Raw genomic sequence first — 18,754 nt, 5'->3', positions numbered from 1 at the left:
CGACAGTCTTGGGATTTTGAAGCAATGCAGTCCGAAAACCGCGTGTTCGACGATATCGTCAAGGTCTTGAACGGTGCTGCCGGTACGCTTGCGGGCGTCGGTCGCGAAGCCGGTTCCGGTGCGCGGGAACGCGCGCGCGAATGGCTCGGCGGGCTCGACTTCGTCAGCCGCGAAGAGTTCGACGCCGTGAAGGCGATGGCATCGGCCGCACGCGACGAGAACGACGCGTTGAAGGCTCGGCTCGACGCGCTCGAAGCAAAGTTCGCGGCGCAGTCGACCGTAAATGCACCGCTCGGGGCGTCGGTCGACTGACTTTTCCACAGTTTTCCGCAGAATTGGGGCCGATGGGGTTGTCGGGGCGTTTTTGCCTCGGCACCCTTTGTCGTGCGATAAGGACCGCCAGGACCCTATGATGCTTGAACACGCCGACCACGACCACGAAGACGCCGCCCCGATCGACATGCTCGAGAGCTATTACGCTGCGCATGGCTGGGAGCATGAGCGTCACGACGACGAGATCGTCGCGACCGTCAAGGGAAGCTGGGCGACCTACGAACTGCGCGCGCTGTGGCGCGAAGACGATAGCGTCCTGCAATTCCTAGCTTTTCCCGACATCAAGGTGCCCGACGAGCGGCGCCAGGCGGTGTACGAGACGATCGGGCTGGTCAACGAACAACTCTGGATCGGCCATTTCGAGCTGTGGTCGTCGAGCGGCATATTGCTGTTCCGGCACGCGGCGATGGTCGACGGCGGCGATGACGGTACGATGTCGCTCGATGCGGCGGAACTGCTGGTCGAATCGGCAATCGAGGAGTGCGAGCGCTTCTATCCCGTGTTCCAGTTCGTGCTGTGGGGTGGGAAGAGCCCCAAGGAAGCGATCGCCGCCGCACTGATCGAAACGCACGGCGAGGCATGAGCTTTCCGACAGGTCTGCTGTGGCTGATCGGCTGCGGCAACATGGGCGGCGTGATGCTGCGGCGGTGGATCGCCGCCGGGCTCGAGCCGGCGACCGTTACGGTGATCACGCGGAGCGGGCAGGGGGCGCCCGAAGGTGTCCGTTCGCTGACCGCGCTTCCCGACGAAGACGCCCCGGCAACTGTGATGCTAGCGCTGAAGCCGCAACAGATCGATGCCGCGCAGGCTTTGCTGGCGCCCATGCGAGGCAAGCCGCAGCTGCTCCTGTCGATCCTCGCCGGTGTCGACCACGCGGCGCTCTCCCAGCGGTTCGCGGCTGACACGATCGTCCGCGCGATGCCCAACCTTCCGGTGGCGATCGGCAAGGGCGTGACGTCGCTCTACACCGCTGGGGCGGCGGAAGAGGCGACCGCGGCGGCGGAAGCGTTCGCAGCGCCGCTCGGTCATTACGAATGGATCGCCGACGAAGCGCATTTCGATGCTGTGACTGCGCTTGCCGGATCCGGCCCCGGGTTCGTGTTCCGATTCGCCGATGCGCTCGCCAGGGCGGGTGCAGCGCTCGGGCTGCCGGTGGACCAGGCGGCGCGGTTGGCGATCGCGACGTTGGAAGGATCGGCGATCATGGCCGCGGAGGCCGAGGTCTCGCCAGCCGTCCTCGCCGATCGGGTAGCGAGTCCGGGCGGGTCGACGCGCGAGGGGCTGAACGTGCTGGACGACGACGATGCGCTGGTGGCGCTGTTGACTAGGACGCTGGCAGCCTCGGAACGTCGCAATAGCGAGATGGCCTTGGCGGCGCGGTAACGCTGATAGCTGCATACTAAAAGGCTACCCGGCGGAACCCTCCAGTCCGGTAGTTTGCGAGGCTGCCCTACGATCGATCAAGCGAAATCGAACACGCCGCCGGGTGGGGCTGCGATGAACCGATCGGGCGAGATTGACGCAGCGGATAGCGCCTCGGCCAGTGCGATTCGCGGCGCGTCGCGCGCTTCGTCGGTCAGCTGGAACGTCCCCCAATGGATGCCGAGCGCCTGTTTCGCGTCGACCTCGTCGAAGATCCGCACCGCCTCGGCGGGATCGACATGCTGCCCGGCCATGAACCAGCGCGGGGCGTAGGCGCCAATCGGGATCAGCGCGACGTCGGGCGCGCCGAGACGCTCGCGGATCTGGCCGAAGATCGCGCCACTGCCGTACGCGGTATCGCCCGCAAACCAGATCGCTCCGGCGGGCGTGTCGAGCCAGTGCCCTGCCCATAGCGCCATCCGGACGTCGCTCGGCCAGCGATTCGCCCAGTGATAGGCGGGGGTGATCGTGGTGGCGATGCCGCCCGCGATCGGCAGGCGATCCCACCAGTCGCCGACCACGCACCGGGCGTCGGGGACAGCGGCGCGCAGAATCGTATCGTTGCCGAGCGGCAGCACGAACAGGGGCGCGTGCGCGGCCTGAAGCCTGCGCAAAGTGGCGACGTCGAAATGATCGTAGTGGCAATGGCTGATGAGGACGACGTCGATCGGCGGCAGGTCGTCGAAGGCGATACCGGGCGCCGCGACGCGCTTTGGTCCGGCGAACGAGATCGGGCTCGCGCGCTCCGACCAGATCGGGTCGGTCAGGATGTTGAGCCCGGCCACCTGGATCAGCAGCGACGCATGCCCGATCATCGTGACACGGATCCCATCGACGCACGGGGCGGGCTTGGCCGGCGTGACTGGCACCGAGCGCGGCCATTTCACGACGCCGCGCGCCAGCTTCCACCGCAGCACGTCTTTCAGGCCGCGATCGGTCGGCGCCTGCCCAGGATTGAAGAACCGGAGACCATCGAAATGGTCGGACGGGGGACCCTGATAGTAACGGTTCTGCGGCATGTGCCTGCCTAGCCCGAAGCCCCCCGGCCGCCCAGACGCTACTTCGCGTTCTTTACGTATTTGTCGAACCACGCGATTGATCGTTGGCGGACGTCAGCCGACTGTTCGGGGCCCGTCACGCAGTGTCCGGCGTCAGGATAGATCACGAGGCTGACGGGGACGTTCTGATCCTTCAGCGCGTGCCACCATTCGATCGACTGGGTCGGCGGCACCTCGATATCGCGCTCGCCGACATAGATGAACGTCGGCGTCCGGGCGGTCTTCGCGTGATAGATCGCGGAGACGTCCTCATACGCCTTCATGTCGTCGTACATCGACTTGCCGAAGAACGGCAGCAGCCACTGGTCGATGCCGTTGGTGCCGTAATAGCTGACCCAGTTCGACAGGCCGGCCCCCGCGACGATGCCCTTGAAGCGGTTGGTCTGCGTGTTGGCCCACATCGCCATGAACCCGCCATAGCTGCACCCGCCAAGGCCGAGGCGCTTGTCGTCGACCGGGGCGACGCGCTCGACCGCATCGACGCCGGCCAGCACGTCGCGCAGGTCGCCACCCCCGAAGTCGCGCTTATTCGCGGCGGTGAATGCCTCGCCCTGGCCGTAGCTGCCGCGCGGATTGGGCAGGAATACGTAATAGCCCGCCTTGACCAGCGCAGCGTTGAGCGACGTCGGATAGAGATAGCTAGGCGTCGAGGCAGCCGACGGGCCGCCGTGGACGATCGTGATCATCGGCGCCTTGCCGGCCGGCGCGGTGCCCGAGGTGGGGCGGGGCGCGAGCAGCCAGCCCTGGACGTCGAAGCCCTCGTTCTTCCAGCTGATGCTCCGTGCGGCGGCGAGCGCGGGCATCGCGTCGTTGTCGTGCGTGATCTGCTTCACGCCCTGTCCCTGGGGGGTGAGCGGACCTGCGTAGATCGCCGGCGCATGTTCGTAATCTTGTACCACCGCGGCGGCGATCCGTCCGTCCGCGGAGAACACCGCGCGGCCGTCGCCTGCGCTCGAGCTTGCCGGTTTGGCAAACCCCGGCGCGACCGACTGGCCGGGCGTGAGCGTGCCGAACTGCATCTGGTCGCCGGCCAGCGTCACGGTGCGCAGACCACCGCGGGTCCAGGCGATCGTCGTCACCGTGGACTTGGCACCGGCGGTGACGTTGCGCGGGGTGCCGCCCTCCAGTCCGACCGTAAAGACGTCGCCGCCGATCGATCCGAAATCGCTCATCAGGCCGCCGACATAGGCGACGGTGCGGCCATCGGGCGACACCCGCGGCTGGTTGATCTGTGTCGTAGGTTTGGCGATCGAGCGGACCGCGCCGGTCTGCGCGTCGATCGCGTCGAGCGTCGCCACCCACCAGTTGTTGTCGCCATTGCCGAGCGCGGTCGTCGCGACGAACCCGCGGCCATCGGGCGTCCAGTCATACTCGTAGACGTAGCGACCCGCAGGCGAGAGCGGCGTCACCGTCGTCGTCGCCTTGGCGATGTCGAACACTGCGAGGCGTTGCTCGTCGCTCTTCTCGCCGATCTCGCCGATCATCCGGACACCGGCCTGCGTCGCGCCCGATTCCTTGGCGGCACCGAGCGTCACCAGCAGCGCGATCCGCTTGCCGTCGGGCGACACGCGCGGAGTCTGCGCGATACCGGCTATGGTCGCGACGGTGCGCGTCGTCTTGGCGTCGGCATAGGTCAGCCGGACGTTGCCCGCCGCGGTGTCGCGGACCAGGAATACCAGGTCGCCATTCGGCGCGAAGGTCAGCCCCGCATAGCTGCACGTCGCGCACGGATCGATGGTCCGCAGCACGCGCCCGTCGGTGACGTTGCGGAGGGTTATGACACCGTGCGCGCCGCTGCTTTCAATGGTCGCGGTACGATCGCCCGCAGGCGACAGCGCTAGCCCACCATATTGGTGAAGCGTCTGCGCGGACGCAGGCACGGCGGTCGCGAGGAGAAGGGCGGCGGTGACGGTAAGACGCATCGGGGGCTCCGGCAGAACAGCGGTTGTCCCCTGCTTAACGCTTGGCCGACTTGCGGCAAGCGGGTGTCGTGTCCCGTCTCCCCGGTAACGGCCTACCGGCGGCTTGCGTTCGTACGGGGAAAGGTCGGCGCTGCTTCGCCATCGCTCATGACGATCGGCAGGATAGTACCGTTGGCGCCGTAGCGAACACGATCGATCGCTACGTTGCGCTCGCCCTTCAGCGGCACGGCACCAGGCGGCTGATCCCAGCGATGGTATATGATGAGCCAGTCACCCGTCGGCGTGCGGACGAAGCTGTGATGGCCCGGACCCTGATGTGACGCGTCGCTTTTGAGGATCTCCCCACGGTAGCGCCACGGACCGACAGGGGAGGGCGCCGTCGCATAATGGACCGAGTAATCGGGGCGGTTCCAGTGACCATGGCTGTACGAGAGATAATAGACCCCGTTCCGCTCGTGCATGAACGCGCCTTCGGTGAAATTGGGCGGCTGGTCTATCGGGACTTCGCGCGCAAGACTGACCATGTCGCGGCCGAGTTCCCAGACACGCAACTTCGCGCCCGCGCTGCCGCCGGCGTAGAGATAGGCCTTGCCGGAACGCGGGTCGATGAACGCCATCGGGTCGATCGCCTCGAATTCCCCGTTCGCCTGACGACCGCCGGTCACCAGCGGCCGCCCGCTGTCGCGGTACGGGCCCTGCGGTGCGTCCGCAACGGCAACGCCGATCCGGCTCGGTGTCGGGTTCTGCGGCCCTACCGAATAATAGAGATACCATTTGCCGCCCCGCGTCGCGACGCCCGGCGCCCATAGGAAATGCGCCTTCGCGCCGTCGTCGCCGATCCAGCGGATCTGATCGCGGCGCAGGATCTCGCCGCGGCTGGTCCAGGTTTTCAGATCACGCGACGAAAAGGCACCAAACCGGTCCGCGGCCCAGCTTCCGCCCGGGCCGCCGGTCGGGAAGATCCACATCTCGCCGTCGATCATCATCGCATGCGGGTCGGCGCCCTGGAACACCGGGTTGCGGGCGATCGCCGCGGTGGCAACGACGAGCGCGACGCCGACCGCGCTCGCGATCCATCGCTTTCCCGACCAGCGCGTCACTGCGCCGGCTGCCCATAGTCCAGCACGAACACCGGCCCGACATCGAGTACCTGCTTGGCGGAGTCCAGGTGCAACGCCGCATTGAGTTGCCGCGGGGCATAATCCTGGTCCGCTACCCCCTTCAGTTGATACATCTTCCAAGTCGGGCTCACCTCGAACGGTTGCTCGAAGATCGCCCGGACGACCGGCGTCGCCTCCAGCTGAACGCGCCCGATCTTGCCGGGTGCGCCGTTCTCCGTCTCCTCCGCACGCGCCCAGAAAGCGATGACGATCTGGTCCCCCTTCCTGACCGGCTTCAATACGGGCGTGGTCACGCCAACCCTCCAGAAATCGGCATGGCCCTTCAACGGCACGCGCAACGCCTTGCCGAACTGGACGGTCTTGTCGGCGCGGACCGCGGGAGGAAGCCGCAATCCGTACGGATTGAGCGCCTCCACCCGCGGATCGTTGACGATCCGATCCGCCATGCCCGCGGTATCGGCCGCCGCCATGACCGGGGTCATCACAAGCGCGGTCAGCCCCAACGCGGCGAGGAAAGTCATTCGCATGATTGTATCTCCTATGCTCGCTATGTCAGGTCAGAACCGAAACCGTACGCCGAGCGAATACGTGCGCTCTAGGTAGATGATCTGCCGTGCATAGGTATCTCCGGCATCGTCATACTGGCGCTCGCGTTGCAGCGGATTGCCGAGAAGGTTGACGATGTCGAACGCCAGCGTGACGCTGGGGATCGGCGTGACGGTGGTCGAGAAGTCCAGCTGCCCGCGACCCTTTTCATACGTACCGCGCACGCGACGATCCGCGACGTTGGCCGGATCGACGTCGAGGTTCTCCTGGCTGTAGAAGCTGACGAACCGCGAGCGATAATTATAGGCGAGCCGTGCCGAGAAGAACGGCCGTTCGTACAGCGCGACCACGTTGTACGTCCATTTGGACACGCCGTTGAACGGCACGCGGCGGTTACCAAGCAGGCGGTTGAAGTCCGGCGACAGATCGCCCTTCGAGTCGACGTACGTGCCGTTGGCCTGAAGACCGAAGCCCTTCGCCCAATCGGGCAGGCCATCGATGTCGAGAAAGCTCGAGAACGACACTTCGGCGCCCTGGAAGCGTGTATTGCCCGAGTTCACCGGCTGATTGATCTGCAAAAGGCCGTAGACCGGATCGGTCACCAGCGTCAGGCTGTTGAAGATGAACCCTTGCGCATCCCGACGGAAGATAGCGCCCGTCAGCGACCCACTGCGCGAGAAGTAATATTCCAGGCTCGCATCGTAATTGTTGGAAGTCAGCGGAGTAAGGTTTGGGTTGCCGCCGTTCGCAGTCCGGTAGGTCTGCGTGATGGTGCCGTTGTTGTTGACGATCGGCGTGTTGTCGCTTCGCAGCGGATCGATCGTCAACGTCGGGTTGAGCGATAGAAAATTGGGCCGCGTTCGCGTCTGCGTATAGGCGAGCCGAAGCTGAAGTTCGTCACTTAGCCCGACGCGGGCGCTGACGTTGGGCAGATAATCAGTATAGTCCTTTGCCTGCGTGGTCGGCACGAAGCTTTCGCTGTTCGCGGTCAGGACGCGGTTGAAGCCGGCGATCTGAGTCTTGGTCTTGATCGCCCGAACGCCAACGAGCCCATCTACCGTGATGCTGCCGAGGTCGAAGCCATACTTGACCTGACCGTAGGCGGCATAGGCCTTCTCGTTCGCGACGAAATTCTCGGTTGGGTTGAAGACCGGAGTTCCTGCCGGGGCACCGTAGAAGGTGCGCAACTGCGGAAGATTCTGGCGAACACTATCCGACGAGGCTGCGACGAAGGTCCGCACCGGGAACACGCTGTTATAATTGAAGCCGGCGTTGGTCGATTCCAGCCCGACCGGGACGCTGGACAGAGGAATGCCCGCGGGGAGATTGTACCGATAGTCCGTCCCACGATCCCGCGTTGCATCGCGATCGTTGTAGCGCACGCCGAACTGGATGCGCCGCAAGAAGCCTTCGCCGACATCATATTGAACGTCGGCGCGGGTCTGGACGTCCTTGCCGCTGACCACCAGCAACTCCTGATAGAAGCCGCGACTGAGGAAGTTGGCAGGGTTGGTAACGTCGAAATTGACGAAATCGAAGCTCGGGCCACCATCCTTGCCGGCATCGAAGCTCACGTTGCGCACCGGCGAGCTGGCAAAGGTGTTGTCTATGTTGACGAGGTCGGCGGTGTATTTGCTGTCGGTGTAAGCGATATCCGCCGAAATCTGCAGCTTGTCATGCTTCCAGATTGCGCCGCCGCCTGCCTGATACGTGTCGGTCTTGCCGTGGAACGAGCCTGAATAGCCATCGGGTGCGACGGCGTTGCTGACGGTGAAGCTCTGCGCCTGGCTGGGGTGGTCGGGGTTCGTGACGACGTTGCTCAGGCGAATGTCGCCGAAGATCGGCACGAACATGTAGCGGTTGGTGTCTTCGCTGCGGAACCCCTGGAACAGGCCATCCGCGTAGATCTCGAGTTCGGGCGTCGGCTTCCACTGGAACGCGGCGTTGGCCGACGGGCGCCAGCGATGGCCGCCACCGTAGAACAGCCCTTGCGCGTCTGGATAGCGGATGCCTGGCGCCGTGCCCTGCGCGGCGCTGGTCGTGCCGATCACGAGCGACTGTTCGCGTGTCGAATCGAGGAAGTCGATACCGACGAACGAGCCGTTCAAGAGCAGGCCCATCTCGCCGATGCCGGTATCCCAGCGATCGCTGATCAACAGGTTTCCGTTCCATGACGTCTTGCCCGATTGTTCCCATGCAACGCCGTTGGCCGACCCCGATACTTCAAAGCCGTTGAAGTCGAATGGCCGGCGGCCGCGGACGTTGACCTGGCCGCCGATGCCGCCCTCGATCAGGTTGGCGGTGCCAGATTTATAGACTTCGAGCGCAGCAACGGTGCCAGCGGGAAAATCCTGGATCTGGACGAAACGGCCTTCGGCCGTGAATATCTCGCGGCCGTTATAGGTGGTGCTGAGATCGGGCAGTCCGCGCACCGTGACGCCTGCCGACTCGCCGCCACCGCGCGTCACCTGCACGCCCGACACGCGCGCGAGCGCGGACGACGCGAACGTATCCGGCAACTTGCCGATGTCCTCGGCGACGATCGCATCGACGATGCCATCCGAATTGCGTTTGATCGCTTGCGCCGACTCGAGGCTGCGACGCAGGCCGGTAACGACGATCTCGCCGTCGCCCTCGGCCGGGCTTTCCTGAAGTGAAGGCTGCGGTGCGGCGGGATTGGCATTCTGGTCCGAAGCCGTAGTCGGCTTAGGCAGGTCTTGGCCGCCGACCTTGGTCTTTACCGTCGAATTGTCGGAAGTTTGTGCGGTTGCCGGCGTCACGGTCGCCAGCGTGATGGCGGCTACGGATGCGCACAGGCGTGCTTTCGTGTTCATATCTCTCTCCCCCTAAGTGTCGATGGTTCTCCATGCGACTTGGGATCACGCTAAAACGATCAAGCTGCGTAATCAATTGTTTTGTAGGACAAGAATGGCAGAATCTTTGCGGGGCCTTGTTGATCCGCGGCACGGCCCGCTAAGGTTGCCGTGGATGCGGAAACAGCACCGCGGTGACTCTGCGTATCGTCGAAACGGCGAGCGGCGGAACCGTTGAACAGGAGAGGAACGCCAGTGCAACATGGCAATTTAGCGCGGATAGCCCCAAAGTTGACGCAGGTTTGTCGGACCGGAAGAACCGCGGCTGCTGGAAAATCGCTTTATCTCGTCTTGCTCACCACCGCCGCGTTAGCCGCGAGTCCGGCTGAAGCCCGGGTACGCTGGACCGAGACACAGGCGAAAACCTGGTACGCGGCACAGCCCTGGCTGGTGGGCGCCAACTACGCGCCTGCGACCGCGATCAACCAGCTCGAAATGTGGCAGGGCACGACCTGGGATCCCAAGCGGATCGATTACGAACTCGGTCTTGCGCAGGGCATCGGCATGAACACGATGCGCGTGTTTCTCCACGATCAGCTCTGGCAGCAGGATCCGGAAGGCTTCAAGCAACGGATCGACGCATTCCTGACGATGGCAAAGGCGCGCAAGATCAAGCCATTGTTCGTGCTGTTCGACAGTTGCTGGGATCCCGATCCGAAACTCGGGCCACAGCATCCGCCGATCCCCGGCGTGCATAACTCGGGCTGGGTGCAGGGACCTGGCATGCCGGGCCTGCGCGATCGCACGCGCTATCCCGGCTACAAGGCGTATGTGCAGGGCGTGATCGGCGCGTTTGCCAAGGACGACCGAATCCTCGGCTGGGACGTCTGGAACGAACCCGACAATGGTGCCGATCAATATAAGGGGCAGGAGGGCAAGGAGCCGCTGGTCCGCGCGCTGCTGGCGCAGGTGTTCAACTGGGCACGCGATGCCGATCCGACGCAGCCGCTGACCTCGGGGGTGTGGATCGGCGACGATTGGACGCCGGGCGGCAAGACCTCGCCAATGGAGAAGCTCCAGCTCGCGCAATCGGATGTGGTGACGTTCCACGATTATAGCTGGCCCGAGACGTTCGAGCGACGGATCAAACAGCTGCTCGCCTATAATCGCCCGATCATCTGCACGGAGTATATGGCGCGCGGCAACGGCTCGACCTTCGACGGTTCGCTGCCGATCGGCAAGCGCTACAATGTCGGCATGATCAACTGGGGGTTCGTCGATGGAAAGACGCAGACGCGCCTACCCTGGGACAGTTGGCAGAAGCCGTACGTGCTGGCCGAGCCGACAATCTGGTTTCACGAGGTCTTCCGGAATGACGGCACGCCGTATCGGCAGGCCGAGACCGATCTGATCCGGCGATTGAGTGCCGCGCCGAAGGGCGTCGTACCGACGGCGCCGTCCGATAGTCCGGCGGTACGTCGCCAGCGGTAGGCCGTGTGCAGCATCGCCCTCCCACGGGAGGGCGATGCTGCCTGCGCCTCAGTGATTGTCGCGCGGTAGGCCCATCGTCTGCGCGATCCGCTGGTACTTCTCGGCACCCTCGAGGATTGCACCGGTTTCCATCTGGCCGACGGTCGCGCGCTGGATTTCCTGCCACGGCGTCTGCGAACGCGGATAGGCATAGCCACCTGCTTCGGTCAGCGCACGGCGGCGCTCGGCGAGGTCCTCGTCGGAGATCAGCACATTGGCCGATCCCTTGGCGAGATCGATGCGAACCCGGTCACCGGTCCGGATCAGCGCGAGCCCACCCATGGCGGCCGCCTCAGGCGAGGCGTTCAGGATCGACGGCGACCCCGACGTCCCCGACTGGCGACCATCGCCGATGCAGGGGAGGGCATGCACCCCCTCGCGGATCAGATACGCCGGCGGCCGCATGTTCACGACTTCGGCCGCACCCGGATAGCCGATCGGCCCCGCGCCACGCATGAACAGCAGCGTGTCGGTGGTGATCCCGAGCGAGGGGTCGTCGATCCGGTGGTGATAATCCTCGGGGCCGTCAAACACGACCGCGGGGCCCTCGAATGCCTCCAGATCGTCCGGGTTGGATAGATAGCGCTCGCGGAACTCCGGCGAAATCACGCTGGTCTTCATGATCGCCGAATCGAACAAATTGCCGCGCAACACGATGAAGCCGGCATCCTCCAGCAGCGGCGTCGCGAACGGGCGGATGACGCGCTCGTCCTCGATCGTCGCGGTCCGGCAATTGTCGCCGATCGACTTGCCGTTCGCGGTCATCGCGTCTTCGTGGATCAGGCCCTGCTTCATCAGTTCGGCGACCACCGCGGGCACGCCGCCGGCGTGGTAATAATCCTCGCCCAGATATTCGCCTGCTGGCTGGAGGTTGACCATCAGCGGCACCTTGTGGCCGTGCGTCTGCCAGTCGTCGATCGGCAGGTCGACACCGATATGGCGCGCGATCGCGGCCAAGTGGATCGGTGCGTTGGTCGAGCCACCGATCGCCGAATTGACGACGATCGCGTTGTGGAACGCCTCCTTGGTCAGGATGTCGGACGGCTTCAGATCTTCCGAAACCATGTCGACGATCCGCTTGCCGGTCTTGTAGGCTACTTCCTGGCGATCGCGGTACGGCGCGGGGATCGCGGCCGAGCCGGGCAACTGCATGCCGAGGGCTTCGGCAAGGCTGTTCATCGTCGTCGCAGTGCCCATCGTGTTGCAGTAGCCGGTCGAGGGCGCTGACGAGGCGACGAGCTTGATAAAGCCCTCGTCGTCGATCGCGCCGGTCGCGAGCAGTTCGCGCGCCTTCCACACGATCGTCCCCGAGCCGGTCCGCTCGCCCTTGTGCCAGCCGTTGAGCATCGGCCCGACCGACAATGCGATCGCCGGGATGTTGACGGTCGCCGCCGCCATCAGGCAGGCGGGCGTCGTCTTGTCGCAACCGATGGTCAGCACCACGCCGTCGAGCGGATAGCCGTAGAGTACCTCGACCAGCGCGAGATAGGCGAGGTTGCGGTCGAGCCCGGCGGTTGGCCGCTTGCCGGTTTCCTGGATCGGATGGACCGGGAATTCGAGCGCGATGCCGCCGGCTTCACGAATGCCTTCGCGGAGGCGCTCAGCCAGCACGAGGTGGTGGCGGTTGCAGGGCGAGAGGTCGCTACCGGTCTGCGCGATGCCGATGATCGGCTTGCCCGAGCGCAGTTCCTCGAGGGACAGCCCGAAGTTCAGATAGCGCTCCAGATAGAGCGCGGTCATGTCGATGTTCTCGGGGTTGTCGAACCACGCGCGCGAGCGGAGCTTTGGTGTGTCGGTCATGAGGAGCTTTCTGGAAGATCGGGGTCGAGATCAGCGCGCGACGGACACGCGGTAGACCATGCGGTGGTGATAGGGTTTGCCGGGCTCGACGCGCGCCGAGCCGAACGCGGGCTGGTTGGGCGTGTCGGGAAACTTCTGCGGTTCGAGCGCGAGGCCGTCACCCATCCGGTAGACGTGGCTCGATTTGCCGACCAGCGTGCCGTCGAGAAAATTGCCCGAATAGAATTGCACGCCGGGCTCAGTCGTCAGCACTTCGAGCACGCGGCCCGACGCCGGATCTTCCACGCGAGCGGCGAGGCCAGGCTCGGCGGTCACGCCCTTGTCGAGCACGAAATTGTGATCCCAGCCGTGCGCGATGACGATCTGCGGATCGCGGCCGTCGCGAATGCCATCGGACAGCGCGCGGCCCTTGGTGAAATCGAACACCGTGCCCGCGACCGGCTTCAACTCGCCGGTCGGGATCAGCGTCGCGTTGACCGGCGTATAGCGCCGCGCCGGGATCGTCAGCCGTTGGCCGTAGATGCCGGTCGCGGACCCCTCGCCCGCCAGATCGAACAGCGCGTGGTTGGTCAGGTTGACGATCGTCGGCGCATCGCTGGTCGCATCGAAGTCGATCGTCAACTCACCCTTGTCGTCGAGCGCATAGGTCACCTTGACCGACAGCGTCCCGGGATAGCCCTGGTCGCCCGCCGGACTGGTCAGCGTCATCACCACCTTTGCCTGCGCGCCATTGGTGACCGACACGATCTTCCAGACGTGCTTGTCGAAGCCGACCGTGCCGCCGTGCAGCGTGTTGGTCTTGTCGTTGAGCGTGATCTGATAGGGCTTGCCGTCGAGCGTGAAGCGACCGCCGGCGATCCGGTTGGCATAGCGGCCGATCGTCTGGCCCCAGAAATTGGGTGCGGTGACGTAGCGTGCGGCATCGTCATAGCCGAGCGTGATGTCGGCGGTCTTGCCGTTGCGGTCGGGCGCGTTCAACGACTGGAGCGTCGCGCCAAGCGTCATGACGCGGGCGCTGACACCGTTAGTGCCGGTCAGCGTGACGGCTTCGATCGCGGTGCCGTCGGGCAACGTGCCGAAGGCCGCGCGTTCAGCCGTCGCCGCCTCGGCTGTGTGTGCCGAAAGCGCTGCCAGTACGGCCGCCACGATGATCCCCGACTTCGACCCCGATCTCGACATCGACTTCGACCCAAACTTTGACATTATGCGCATCCCGTCCTTAATCGCCCGACGCCGTTGACGCGCCTTGTACGGCTATATAGTCGGACAATATAATTCTGGGCAAGCCATGCGGGACAAAGACTGTCAACCAGAACGGTAGACCAGTCGCCGACACGGCATGGAGGATGATGATTATGGCGATGCCGATACAGACGCAACGACCGGTCGAGGCCGGGGCTACATCCACGGTCCCAGGCGGAAGCCCGAGCTATCGATCCGCGCTGACGTTGCTTGCCAGCCTGTTCTTCATGTGGGGCTTCATCACGGTGATCAACAACACGCTGCTGCCGCACTTACGCAGCGTGTTCGACCTTAGCTACACGCAGACCACGCTGATCGAGAGCGTCTGGTTCATCGCCTATTTTTTCGCGTCGATCCCGTCGGCCAAGCTGATCGAACGGGTCGGGTATCAGCGCGCGATGGTGTTCGGGCTCGGCCTGATGGCAGTCGGTGCGCTGATGATGGTGCCCGCCGCGCGGCTGCCGTCCTACGGCGTCACGCTGGTGGCGCTGTTCGTGATCGCCAGCGGCATCACGCTGCTGCAGGTCGCAGCCAATCCCTATGTCGCCGTTGTCGGTCCGCCCGAGACCGCGTCGTCGCGTCTGAATCTGGTGCAGGCGTTCAATTCCGCCGGTGCGACGCTCGCGCCTCTGTTTGGTGGCTATCTGATCCTTGGCCGCTCGACCTCGGGCACGGCGGTTGCCGGTTCGACCGCGGTGCTGACACCCGCCGAGCGGCTGGCCGATGCGCAGTCTGTGGTGCTGCCGTATCTGATCGTGGCTACGGTATTGGTCGTTCTCGCGGTGGTCATCGCGCGCTTCCCGCTGCCGGCGATGGGCACGGCCACGCAGCGCTCGGCGAAGGCGGATCGCAAGGGGCTGTCGCTCTGGTCGCACCGCAACCTGGTGCTCGGCATCCCGGCGATCTTCATCTATCTGATTGCCGAGATCGGCGTCGCCAACCTGTTCATCAACTTCGTCAGCCAGCCGCAGATCGGCAACCTGACGCACGAGCAGGCATCGCACTACCTGTTCATCCTCTGGGGCGGAATGATGGTTGGCCGGCTGGTCGGCAGCGTCGTCATGCGAACCGTGCCCGCCGAGCGCGTCCTCGCGTTTGCCAGCATTGGGGCGTTTATCGTCATGCTGATCGCAAGTTTCACCACGGGTCACGTCGCGATGTGGGCACTGATCTCGGTGGGCTTGTTCCACTCGATCATGTTCCCGACGATCTTCACGCTCGGGATCAAGGGGTTGGGGCCGCTGACCGAGGAGGGCTCCGGGCTGCTGATCATGGCGATCGCTGGCGGCGCACTGGTCATCGTGCAAGGCTGGCTTGCCGATACCTATGGCTTGCAGGCGTCGTTCCTGCTCACCGCGGTTTGCGAGCTCTACATCCTCTTCTACGCGGTGTGGGGCTCGAGAGTTACCGATCCGCTGCCCGAGCCATCGGTTCGCTAAGGCTTCTTTGACTTCGCGAAGGATGGCCGAGGCAGGTCGATCGGCCGCGGAAACTCAGCGTGCCATGGCCAGTTGCGTATCCTCGAGCGCAAGGTCGACCAGCGCGCGCATCGCGTCGCTGGCGCCGGTCGCATCGGCGGCCGCGATGGCATCGTACACGCGCATGTGATCGGGAATCGGGTTGCGCGGCAAAGCGCGGCCGCGCTGCTTGAACAGCGTGGTCCAGCCGACCGCCGCACCGATGCTCGCGCTCAGCACGATCAGCGCGTCGTTGCGAGTCGCGTGCAGGATGGCATCGTGAAAATCGCGGTCCGCCGTGCGCCCCGCCTCGGTCGCCAGCGTGTGCCGGCGCATCGCCGACAGCGCGTCCTTCATCGTTTTCAAGTCCGAGCGCTCGCGGCGTTGCGCGGCAAGCGCAGCGGCCGCCGGCTCGACGATCCCGCGCAGTTCGAACAGGCTGCGGATGAAGGTGATGTCCGGCTCGCCGGCAAATGCCCAGGCCAGTACGTCGGGGTCGAGCAAGTTCCACCGGCTTCTCGGCAGCACGCGCGTACCGATCTTCGGCCGGCTTTCGACTAGCCCCTTGGCCGTCAGCACCTGCACCGCCTCGCGGTATGCACTGCGCGACACATCCAGCGTCTTCGAGAACTCGACTTCACCCGACAGCGTATCGCCCGGCGCGAACTCGCCTGCCAGGATTGCCGTGCCCACTTTATGCGCAACCGCACCGTGCAACCGCCGTCCGGTCCCACGAGGTACGCGTGGCGACGTCACGTCGATACCCGCGTCTTCTCCTGTGCCCTGGATTTTTGTCATGTTCAGCCGCTCCCTGTCAGGGGCGTAACAGCCCGCTCCCGATCACGGAACGACAAAGATTGCCAAAGTCCGATCCCGCTTATATGTCCGAGTATAGGGAGAGGCTCCAATGTCCGATACTATGAACTTTACTGCAACCGAGCGCGCAAGCCTTCGCTCGATCGAGGCCGCGACCGGGATCGCGACGGGCGAGGCGTTCGCCGTGCACGGCCCGGATGAGGTCGAAGCCGCTTGTGTCGCCGCCGATGGCGCGTTCGATGTGTACCGCGCGACCGCCAACGACGCACGTGCAGATTTCCTCGAGCGGATCGGGGCGGAAATAATCGCGCTCGGCGACGACCTGATCGTGGCGGCCATGCGCGAGAGCGGCCTGCCACGGGCGCGGCTGGAGGGCGAGCGCGGTCGTACGGTCGGACAGTTGAAGCTGTTCGCCGACGTCGTCCGTCGCGGCGGATATATGGGTGTGCGAATCGATCCTGCGTTGCCGGACCGCGCGCCACTGCCGCGTCCCGATCTGCGGTTGCGGATGATCCCGCTCGGCCCGGTCGCCGTGTTCGGCGCGAGCAACTTTCCGCTCGCCTTCTCGACGGCGGGTGGCGACACTGCTTCCGCTTTGGCCGCGGCTTGTCCTGTGGTCGTGAAGGGCCATCCCGCGCATCCTGCGACCGGCGCGATGGTCGCGGGTGCGATCGATGCCGCGGTTGCAGCCTGCGGATTGCCAAAGGGCGTGTTCTCGCATCTGGTCGGCCCGGGCAACGAGCTCGGCAGCGCGCTGGTGCAGGATCCTCGGATCGCCGCGGTTGGCTTCACCGGATCGCGCGCCGGCGGCCTCGCGCTCGTCAAGCTGGCGCAGGCCCGTGAAGTTCCGATCCCGGTCTATGCCGAGATGTCGAGCATCAACCCGGTCGTGCTGCTGCCCGAAGCTCTGAAGGCCCGCGGCGCGGCGCTCGGGACGGCGTTCGTCGGATCGCTGACGATGGGCGCGGGGCAGTTCTGCACCAACCCCGGTCTCGTGCTCGCGATCGAAGGCGAGGGGCTCGACGCATTCGTGTCCGCTGCCGCAGCGGCATTGCCTGAGGCTCCTGCCGCGACGATGCTCACCAGCGGCATCCATGCCGCCTACGAGCAGGGCATCGCCGCCCTTGCCGGCCACGACGCGGTGAACGAGATCGCGCGCGGCAAGGTCGGTGAAGGCGTCGCGCAAGGGCAGGCGGCATTCTTCGAAACGACCGCCGCGCAGTTCCTGAGCGACAAGGCGCTGGGCCATGAAGTGTTCGGGGCATCGTCGTTGCTGGTGCGCTGCACGAGCGAGGACGAACTCCACGCCGTACTGCGCGCCGCCGAGGGGCAGCTTACCGCGACGATCCAGATGGACAACGCTGATGCCGACATGGCGTCGCGACTGATCCCGCTGCTCGAGCGCAAGGCTGGACGGATCCTCGCGAACGGCTGGCCTACCGGTGTCGAGGTCGCCCATGCCATGGTTCATGGCGGTCCGTTCCCGGCGACGTCGGACGGCCGCACGACTTCGGTCGGCAGCCTTGCGATCGATCGGTTCCTGCGGCCGGTGTCGTACCAGAACCTGCTGCCCGAACTGCTGCCGGGAGTGTTGCGTGACGGCACGACCGCGCCGCGGCTAATCGACGGCGTTTCCGCCAACTAAACTGATATATCCGGCGGCGAACCGTAACAGCGGCGTCCCGACTAGGAGAGAAATTGATGACTTTGCGTCTGTTGCAGCATGTTGGCGTCGATGGCACGCGATCGGTGATCGCGGCTACTAACGAGGGGGCGGCGTTCGTCACTGGGGTCGACAGCGTTCGCGCGCTGGCCGAGCGTGCGATTGCCGCCGGTAGCGATCTCGCCGGCGCGGTTGCGGCCTGTGGAACGGGCGCTACCGTCGACATCGCTGCCGAACTCGCCGCGGGTCGCCTGACTTCGCCGATCGATCATGTCGATCCGGCCCATTTGATCATGACCGGCACCGGCCTGACTCATCTCGGTTCGGCCGAGAGTCGCGACAAGATGCACCGCGCGGCCGCGGACGCCGAGAAGCAGACCGATTCGATGCGGATGTTCCTTGAAGGCGTCGAGGGCGGCAAGCCCGCAGCGGGGACGCGTGGGCAGCAGCCCGAATGGTTCTACAAGGGCGATGGTTCGGGGCTGGTTGCACCGGGTGAGGCGTTCGCGATGCCTGATTTCGCCGAGGATGGCGGCGAGGAGCCTGAGCTTGCCGGGATCTACCTGATCGGTCCCGATGGCACGCCGTTCCGCCTCGGCCTGTGCCTCGCCAACGAGTTCAGCGATCACGTCACCGAGCGCCACAACTACCTGTGGCTCGCGCATTCGAAGCTGCGCCAGGCGTCGCTCGGGCCCGAACTGCTCGTCGGCACCCCGCCCGAGCATATCGAGGGTGCGAGCCGCATCCACCGCGACGGTGCGCTGCTGTGGGAAAAGCCGTTCCTGTCGGGCGAGGCGAACATGTCGCACAGCATCGCCAACCTCGAGGCGCATCACTTCAAATACGACCTGTTCCGCCGTCCGGGCGACGTGCACGTCCATTTCTTCGGCACCGCGACGCTGTCGTTCGCCGACGGCGTGACGACGCGCGAAGGCGATGTGTTCGAGATCGAGGCCGCGCCGTTCACCCTGCCGTTGCGCAACACGCTGACCAAGGCTGCGCCGCAGCCCGTTACCGTGAAGGCGCTCTGA

General features: G+C 65.1%; 15 protein-coding genes. 7 read left to right on the top strand and 8 right to left on the bottom strand.

Going from position 1 to position 18,754, the window contains the following annotated elements:
• Positions 1–24: 24 nt before the first annotated feature.
• The 3 genes from O6X71_RS16315 to proC all read left to right on the top strand — a co-directional run bounded on the left by O6X71_RS16315 (position 25) and on the right by proC (position 1,716).
• Positions 25–312, top strand: coding sequence for an accessory factor UbiK family protein (locus tag O6X71_RS16315; protein WP_056485995.1), 288 nt, complete (start codon positions 25–27; stop codon positions 310–312).
• A gap of 97 nt (positions 313–409) precedes the next feature.
• Positions 410–916, top strand: coding sequence for a YbjN domain-containing protein (locus O6X71_RS16310; RefSeq protein ID WP_165895101.1), 507 nt, complete (start codon positions 410–412; stop codon positions 914–916).
• A complete protein-coding gene (proC, locus tag O6X71_RS16305; protein WP_353466766.1) occupies positions 913–1,716 on the top strand; it encodes a pyrroline-5-carboxylate reductase in 804 nt (267 codons plus the stop codon). Before O6X71_RS16310 ends, proC begins: the two co-directional genes overlap by 4 nt.
• A 77-nt stretch (positions 1,717–1,793) precedes the next feature.
• On the opposite strand, the gene O6X71_RS16300 is transcribed toward proC, so the two are convergent.
• The 5 genes from O6X71_RS16300 to O6X71_RS16280 all read right to left on the bottom strand — a co-directional run bounded on the left by O6X71_RS16300 (position 1,794) and on the right by O6X71_RS16280 (position 9,236).
• On the bottom strand, positions 1,794–2,774 hold the full coding sequence (locus O6X71_RS16300; RefSeq protein ID WP_353466765.1) for an MBL fold metallo-hydrolase: 981 nt from the start codon (positions 2,772–2,774) through the stop codon (positions 1,794–1,796).
• Positions 2,775–2,812: 38 nt separating this feature from the next.
• On the bottom strand, positions 2,813–4,735 hold the full coding sequence (locus O6X71_RS16295) for a S9 family peptidase (protein ID WP_353466764.1): 1,923 nt from the start codon (positions 4,733–4,735) through the stop codon (positions 2,813–2,815).
• Positions 4,736–4,827: 92 nt separating this feature from the next.
• On the bottom strand, positions 4,828–5,835 hold the full coding sequence (locus O6X71_RS16290; RefSeq protein WP_353466763.1) for a family 43 glycosylhydrolase: 1,008 nt from the start codon (positions 5,833–5,835) through the stop codon (positions 4,828–4,830).
• The gene (locus O6X71_RS16285) at positions 5,832–6,383 is read right to left on the bottom strand and encodes a hypothetical protein (RefSeq protein WP_353466762.1); all 552 of its coding nucleotides are present in this window, start codon (positions 6,381–6,383) and stop codon (positions 5,832–5,834) included. The genes O6X71_RS16290 and O6X71_RS16285 overlap by 4 nt, the downstream gene beginning before the upstream one ends.
• A gap of 30 nt (positions 6,384–6,413) precedes the next feature.
• Positions 6,414–9,236 carry a TonB-dependent receptor gene (locus O6X71_RS16280; protein ID WP_353466761.1) on the bottom strand — a complete coding sequence of 941 codons (2,823 nt, stop codon included), beginning with the start codon at positions 9,234–9,236 and terminating at the stop codon, positions 6,414–6,416.
• 330 nt (positions 9,237–9,566) lie between these two features.
• Here O6X71_RS16280 and O6X71_RS16275 point away from each other — a divergent pair, with 330 nt between their 5' ends.
• The gene (locus O6X71_RS16275) at positions 9,567–10,706 is read left to right on the top strand and encodes a cellulase family glycosylhydrolase (RefSeq protein ID WP_353466760.1); all 1,140 of its coding nucleotides are present in this window, start codon (positions 9,567–9,569) and stop codon (positions 10,704–10,706) included.
• 48 nt (positions 10,707–10,754) lie between these two features.
• Here the strand turns inward: O6X71_RS16275 and O6X71_RS16270 are convergent, their stop codons facing one another.
• Together O6X71_RS16270 and O6X71_RS16265 are read right to left on the bottom strand one after the other, a co-directional pair.
• Positions 10,755–12,545 (bottom strand): IlvD/Edd family dehydratase, encoded by a 1,791-nt coding sequence (locus O6X71_RS16270; RefSeq protein WP_353466759.1) that lies wholly within the window; start codon positions 12,543–12,545, stop codon positions 10,755–10,757.
• 30 nt (positions 12,546–12,575) lie between these two features.
• A complete protein-coding gene (locus tag O6X71_RS16265) occupies positions 12,576–13,724 on the bottom strand; it encodes an aldose epimerase family protein (protein WP_353466793.1) in 1,149 nt (382 codons plus the stop codon).
• Between the two features lie 176 nt (positions 13,725–13,900).
• Here O6X71_RS16265 and O6X71_RS16260 point away from each other — a divergent pair, with 176 nt between their 5' ends.
• Complete coding sequence (locus O6X71_RS16260) at positions 13,901–15,226, top strand: sugar MFS transporter (RefSeq protein ID WP_435368502.1); 1,326 nt, start codon at positions 13,901–13,903, stop codon at positions 15,224–15,226.
• A gap of 54 nt (positions 15,227–15,280) precedes the next feature.
• Here the strand turns inward: O6X71_RS16260 and O6X71_RS16255 are convergent, their stop codons facing one another.
• Positions 15,281–16,042 carry a FadR/GntR family transcriptional regulator gene (locus O6X71_RS16255; RefSeq protein ID WP_353466758.1) on the bottom strand — a complete coding sequence of 254 codons (762 nt, stop codon included), beginning with the start codon at positions 16,040–16,042 and terminating at the stop codon, positions 15,281–15,283.
• Between the two features lie 109 nt (positions 16,043–16,151).
• Here O6X71_RS16255 and O6X71_RS16250 point away from each other — a divergent pair, with 109 nt between their 5' ends.
• On the top strand, positions 16,152–17,705 hold the full coding sequence (locus O6X71_RS16250; RefSeq protein WP_353466757.1) for an aldehyde dehydrogenase (NADP(+)): 1,554 nt from the start codon (positions 16,152–16,154) through the stop codon (positions 17,703–17,705).
• A 56-nt stretch (positions 17,706–17,761) separates the two neighbouring features.
• Positions 17,762–18,754, top strand: a complete 993-nt coding sequence (araD1, locus tag O6X71_RS16245; protein WP_353466756.1) for an AraD1 family protein — start codon at positions 17,762–17,764, stop codon at positions 18,752–18,754.

It is taken from the genome of Sphingomonas faeni, assembly GCF_040407505.1.
Classification (GTDB): domain Bacteria; phylum Pseudomonadota; class Alphaproteobacteria; order Sphingomonadales; family Sphingomonadaceae; genus Sphingomonas; species Sphingomonas faeni_E.
This window is presented reverse-complemented; position numbering and strand designations above follow the sequence as displayed.

What these genes read in the sequence shown, in the direction of transcription:
- O6X71_RS16270 (WP_353466759.1), bottom strand. Translation starts at nt 12,545, where the DNA reads ATGACCGACACACCAAAGCTCCGCTCGCGCGCGTGGTTCGACAACCCC.
- O6X71_RS16295 (WP_353466764.1), bottom strand. Translation starts at nt 4,735, where the DNA reads ATGCGTCTTACCGTCACCGCCGCCCTTCTCCTCGCGACCGCCGTGCCT.
- O6X71_RS16255 (WP_353466758.1), bottom strand. Translation starts at nt 16,042, where the DNA reads ATGACAAAAATCCAGGGCACAGGAGAAGACGCGGGTATCGACGTGACG.
- O6X71_RS16250 (WP_353466757.1), top strand. Translation starts at nt 16,152, where the DNA reads ATGTCCGATACTATGAACTTTACTGCAACCGAGCGCGCAAGCCTTCGC.
- O6X71_RS16300 (WP_353466765.1), bottom strand. Translation starts at nt 2,774, where the DNA reads ATGCCGCAGAACCGTTACTATCAGGGTCCCCCGTCCGACCATTTCGAT.
- proC (WP_353466766.1), top strand. Translation starts at nt 913, where the DNA reads ATGAGCTTTCCGACAGGTCTGCTGTGGCTGATCGGCTGCGGCAACATG.
- O6X71_RS16315 (WP_056485995.1), top strand. Translation starts at nt 25, where the DNA reads ATGCAGTCCGAAAACCGCGTGTTCGACGATATCGTCAAGGTCTTGAAC.
- O6X71_RS16265 (WP_353466793.1), bottom strand. Translation starts at nt 13,724, where the DNA reads ATGTCGAGATCGGGGTCGAAGTCGGGGATCATCGTGGCGGCCGTACTG.
- O6X71_RS16285 (WP_353466762.1), bottom strand. Translation starts at nt 6,383, where the DNA reads ATGCGAATGACTTTCCTCGCCGCGTTGGGGCTGACCGCGCTTGTGATG.
- araD1 (WP_353466756.1), top strand. Translation starts at nt 17,762, where the DNA reads ATGACTTTGCGTCTGTTGCAGCATGTTGGCGTCGATGGCACGCGATCG.
- O6X71_RS16260 (WP_435368502.1), top strand. Translation starts at nt 13,901, where the DNA reads ATGGCGATGCCGATACAGACGCAACGACCGGTCGAGGCCGGGGCTACA.
- O6X71_RS16280 (WP_353466761.1), bottom strand. Translation starts at nt 9,236, where the DNA reads ATGAACACGAAAGCACGCCTGTGCGCATCCGTAGCCGCCATCACGCTG.
- O6X71_RS16310 (WP_165895101.1), top strand. Translation starts at nt 410, where the DNA reads ATGATGCTTGAACACGCCGACCACGACCACGAAGACGCCGCCCCGATC.